Origin of the sequence: Sphingomonas sp. 66-10 (assembly GCF_001897045.1) — a bacterium.
GTDB lineage: Bacteria > Pseudomonadota > Alphaproteobacteria > Sphingomonadales > Sphingomonadaceae > Sphingomonas > Sphingomonas lycopersici.
In genome coordinates, this window is the sequence record NZ_MKRR01000163.1 from 26,145 (window position 1) to 30,854 (window position 4,710).

General features: G+C 61.9%; 5 protein-coding genes. 2 read left to right on the forward strand and 3 right to left on the reverse strand.

All coding sequences use genetic code 11. From position 1 onward, the window contains the following. Window positions 1-582, forward strand: a 582-nt coding sequence (locus tag BGN95_RS25650; RefSeq protein ID WP_286774454.1) for a COG4705 family protein, incomplete at its 5' end; no start/stop codon positions are given. Between the two features lie 116 nt (window positions 583-698). On the opposite strand, the gene BGN95_RS25655 is transcribed toward BGN95_RS25650, so the two are convergent. Both BGN95_RS25655 and BGN95_RS25660 read right to left on the reverse strand, forming a co-directional pair. Continuing rightward, window positions 699-2,075, reverse strand: coding sequence for a sensor histidine kinase (locus tag BGN95_RS25655; protein ID WP_286774455.1), 1,377 nt, complete (start codon window positions 2,073-2,075; stop codon window positions 699-701). Next, window positions 2,062-2,739: a winged helix-turn-helix domain-containing protein gene (locus BGN95_RS25660; protein ID WP_286774456.1), complete on the reverse strand. Its 678-nt coding sequence runs from the start codon at window positions 2,737-2,739 to the stop codon at window positions 2,062-2,064. Before BGN95_RS25660 ends, BGN95_RS25655 begins: the two co-directional genes overlap by 14 nt. 156 nt (window positions 2,740-2,895) lie before the next feature. On the opposite strand from BGN95_RS25660, the gene BGN95_RS25665 reads away from it, so the two are divergent. Further along, entirely contained in the window at window positions 2,896-3,213 is a 318-nt protein-coding gene (locus tag BGN95_RS25665; RefSeq protein WP_286774457.1) for a PepSY domain-containing protein, read from the forward strand. A gap of 833 nt (window positions 3,214-4,046) precedes the next feature. Here the strand turns inward: BGN95_RS25665 and BGN95_RS25670 are convergent. Then, window positions 4,047-4,418: a helix-turn-helix domain-containing protein gene (locus tag BGN95_RS25670; RefSeq protein WP_286774458.1), complete on the reverse strand. Its 372-nt coding sequence runs from the start codon at window positions 4,416-4,418 to the stop codon at window positions 4,047-4,049. Window positions 4,419-4,710: the final 292 nt, after the last annotated feature.

Here is a 4,710-nt window from a genome sequence, read left to right on the forward strand (position 1 = left end):
ATTCGCGCGCGCAGCTTCAATCCCTGGCTCTATTGGGCGACGATCGCCGCATCGACCACCGCAGGCACGACGCTCGCGGATTTCGCCGATCGCACCCTCGGCATCGGTTATCCCGGCGGGTCGCTGCTGCTGCTCGGCTGCGTGCTCCTGTCGCTTTTGGCTTGGTACCGGACGCTCGGCAGCGTCAACATCAACACGATCGTGACGCCGAAGGCCGAAGCCTTCTACTGGATCACCATTACCTTCTCGCAAACGCTTGGCACCGCTCTGGGCGATTGGGTCGCGGACGCCGGCCTCGGTTATTCCGGGGGCGCGCTGGTGTTCGGGGCGTTGCTGACCGTTCTCGCCGCGCTTTGTTTCATGACGAGCACCAGCCGCGTTGCGCTGTTCTGGGCAGCGTTCATCCTCACGCGGCCACTCGGCGCAACCGTGGGCGATTTTCTCGATAAGCCGGTAGCTAAGGGAGGGCTCGAATTTAGTCGGCCCTTGGCGTCGGCGATCCTGGCCGTGGTGATCGTGGTCCTCATATTGGTTCTTCCCCAGCGCGCTGGCAGGCATCCGGGCGACGCGTCGCCCGCGTAAGCCGCGCCTTTGCGATGCGCTTCTGCAACCCGGGTGAAAAGTGTCCCGACAGGGCTGCCACATTGGGACTGGTCTATCTTCTGAGAGGATCAATGTCGGAAGCGGCGGTCGAACAGTCAAACAGATGACTGTGCCTGGTCAAATTCCAACTCGACGCGCAAGCCAGGATGATTGTCAGCAAGCACCAAGCGCGCGCCGTGAACCGCGGCAACTGCGGCGACGAGTGCCAGCCCGAGACCAGCTCCGGGCCTGCTGCTTCCATTGAGGCGATAAAAGCGCTTGAGCACGTGCCCCCGCTCGTTTTGGGGGATGCCTGGTCCATTATCGGCGACGACAATGCTGCAGTTCCCGCCGCGCCGTTGAAGCGCGATCGAAACCGTGCTGCCGTAAGGCGTATGCACGATGGCATTCTCGATAACGTTGATGACCGCCTGGGCTAGCATCTCCGGGTCAGCATGCACAAACAGACCCGGTTCGATGGCGCTCGTCAGGACATGGCCCCCATCCTCCGCCACCGGCCGATAGGCGTCGGCCAGGCCTGCCAGGAATGCGCTGAGGTCGATCCTGGTCAGACGCTCGCCTGCCGTCCCCGCCTCCAACGCACCGATCCTCAGCAAAGCGCGGAATATCGTGAGGACATGGTCGATCTGGCAGAGGGCACCGTCAATCTGATCGCCGGTAACTGAGCCGGGCGACCCTTCCTTCATCTCCTCGAGCCGCTGGCGCAGCCGGGTCAAAGGTGTGCGCAGGTCGTGCGCAATGTTCGTCGACATGTGCCGCATGCCTTCCATCAACGTTTCGATCCGGTCGAGCATGCGATTTAGATTTTGGGAAAGCTGATCGAACTCCCGGCTCATTCCGATCGACGGGAGGCGCTCGGTAAAGCGGCCATGCATGATCTCCCCGACCGACGCGTTGACCTGCGCAAGCCGGCGCAGGAAGAGCGAGCCCACGATATAACCGCCGATCAGGGCCAGGAGCGTGATCGCGCCGCCGAAACTCACGGCGAACCCCCACAGGCTTTGGCGCAACTGAACCAGATCCGACGTGTCGCTCGCCACCACGACGGTGCCGCCATCGCTGAGACGGCCGCCTAGCGACATCAGCGCCATGCTTTGAGCGCCATCGTCGTCGCCTGGATCCCGGTTTGGCAACGTCATTGTCCGCCACCCGAGGTGCGCGGCCGAGGCAGGCAGGCTTCCGGCGAGATAGTGGCCGTCGCGGTCCACTAGAAGGTAACGAAGTTGATGCTCTCGGACCGCGTTTTCCCGCCGAACGACTGACTGGATCGCCTGTACTCGGCCGGCGACGCGGTCTTCATCCTCGATAACCGCAACCTCGGCTGAAACGCTGTCGCTTGCGACTTCGGTTGCGTAACCACTGACTGCGCGCTCCACCGCATAGAGCAATGCGAACGTGCCCGCGGCAAAAACCAGCGCGACCAGCAAGGCGAAGCGGAAAGCCCCGCTGCTGAACGGACTAAGCTTGCGCATCGAGCCGGTATCCCGCACCGCGCACCGTATGGATGAGGTCGCGATCGAAGCCCCGGTCCACCTTGGCGCGCAGACGGCTCATATGGCTCTCGATGAGATTGGTGCCGGGCTCGAAGTGGAACGACCAGACATTTTCAAGCAGCATTGCCCGCGTGACGATCTCGCCGGCGTGCCGCATCAGGAATTCCAGGAGCTTATATTCCTGCTGCTGGAGTTCGATCCGTTTGCCGGCCCGCGTCACGGTGCGCTTGAGCAGGTCGAGTTCGAGGTCGGCGACCTTAAGGTGCGTGACCGCTTGAGAAAGTGCCTGCCGCCGGCCCAGTGCATTGACCCGTGCCAGCAGTTCCGTCGCCGCGAAGGGTTTCACCAGATAATCATCGGCACCGGCTTCAAGGCCTTCGACGCGGTCGACGACTTCGTCCATTGCGGTCAGGAACAGCGCGGGCGTTTGAATTCCGGCAGCCCGTATGGCCTTTAGCACGCTGAGGCCGTCGACGCCCTGAACCATGCGATCGAGGATCAGCACCGCATAAGGCTCGCTGGTGCCAAGGAAGATCGCATCGGGCCCGGTCCTGCACGCATCGACGACATGACCAGCAGCGCGAAGCATGCGGCTGACACGGTCGCGCACCTCCTCGTCGTCTTCGAGCAATAGAAGCTTCACGCCGTTCGCCTCTTCCAGCCGCGATCAAGGCTACAAAGGTGGGAACGAGCACTCCATCCGGAAAATTAGCAATTCCCAACATTCGCCTGAGCGGCAGCGAATGACGGCACCACTATCTCTGCGGATCGAGGCACGTTGCCTTCGTAGGAGAATAACATGCGTAAACGCTTTTACATGACGGCAATGGCGGCTGTCGTCGCCGTCACCGGAGCGTCCGTAGCCGTTGCCGGTCCGGGGCTGAAGGGCGGGAACCTCACCCCTCAGGCCAAGGTGACACTCGCTGCGGCTCGTCACACCGCGCTCGCCGCGCGTCCGGGCGTCATCACCGACCAGGAACTGGAGAAGGAGAAGGGCGGCAGCGGCCTTCGCTACTCGTTCGACATCAGGAGCAACGGCAAGACCTATGAGGTCGGCGTCGATGCCAAGACCGGCACGGTGCTCGAAAACGCTGCCGAAGGCCGCAACCCCGACTGATCACTCATGGCGAATCGGAAGTCGCCGTCTCATTCGAGGCGGCGCCTTCTCGCTATTATTGAATCCCGTGACCACCCTCGGGAGATGGATGTGAATAGCGTTCGATCGGGCTGGGCCGACCGTCGCCCCTGAGTGGCGCGATGATCGGTCGGAATTGGAGCGGTAACGCTCGACAGACGACCTTCTTGCCACTCGGACAGCCGCTTCCTCCAGAAAGTGGACATGGGAAACTCGCCCGTCCCAACCAGCGAACCATCCTTCGCCGCCTCAGCGACGCTAAGTTTGAGCGTAAGCCGTCATTCCACCCGATACGATTCGAACTTTCCGCCGCCCGGCACCGTCGCCCGTAAGATATTGTGGTTGCGGAGCTTTCTCTGACCGTAGGCTTTGCAGTACATGCGTGTGCAGGGCGGCGAACGGCGGTATTTGGCGCCCCGCGCCGGCTGGACAAGCAGGCCCAGTGGACAGCGTGCCTGCGGCGGACCGAAATTGCGCTGGCGCCCGAATTGCAGGCCGAAACACAATCCAGTTGCAAGCCTTGGTTAACCCTTGCTCTTTATCCACTAACGGCGCAGCGATGATCCAACAGCGTCTGGGCTCTCCGGCTGGCGGCTGAGAACATCTCTGGGAGCGCGGCGGTCGACATAACCCCACGAAAGCCGCGCTCCGGCATCTTTCTCCTCCACTCCGCATCGCGCAGATATGCGTGGAGAAGGGTGGCTCCACCTGTCACCGGAAACCCAGAATGGTCGGCATCGGGGCCCGCGACTTCAATGCCCCCGGCGAGATTCAACGAGATTCAAGGCACCAGCAGGCCTGCATCTTCGCGCCCGTCAACTATGGCGGCTGGGCTCGCTCAGGATGTCGGCCGAAATGCCGAGACCATCGCGCAGCCGCCGGATCATGCCAATTGTCAAGCTGCGCTTACCGGACAAGATTTCGGAGACCCTCGCAGACGTACCAATCATCGGCTCGAGATCCCTCCGGCTGAGGCCCAACTGCTCCATGCGGAGTCGAATAGCCTGGATCGGATCCGGCGGGTTTACCGCACGGCGCCTCACCTCATAGACTTCCGCTAGAGACGCCAACGCGGCCGGTCGATCTCCTTCGGGTGCACCAATCCTGCTCGTCCGACAATGCAGGACACCGGTCAGCGCAGCGCTGTAATCGCTTACAGTACGGATCGGCTTCAGCTCATTTGGCATGCTCGAGCTCCATTACATTGATCCCGTCACGGGATCCGCGCGTACCGTTCCATTTGAACCCGACCATAGCTTTTCCGGAGTCAACCGGTGCTCCGAAGTAATAGCCATCTAGCCCAACAGCGAAGCGGTCGTGGATAACCCGGTGGTGCCCGCGACGACAATCAACGCGCCATTGAAGAGAGCATATGGCTTCCATCGTGGCTCCGAGCGCTATGTCCAAGGGACTAGACCAATCTCGACGTCGAGGCGCACGTACATCTGAAACCAAAGGGTGCGACCGGGCTGATCATCT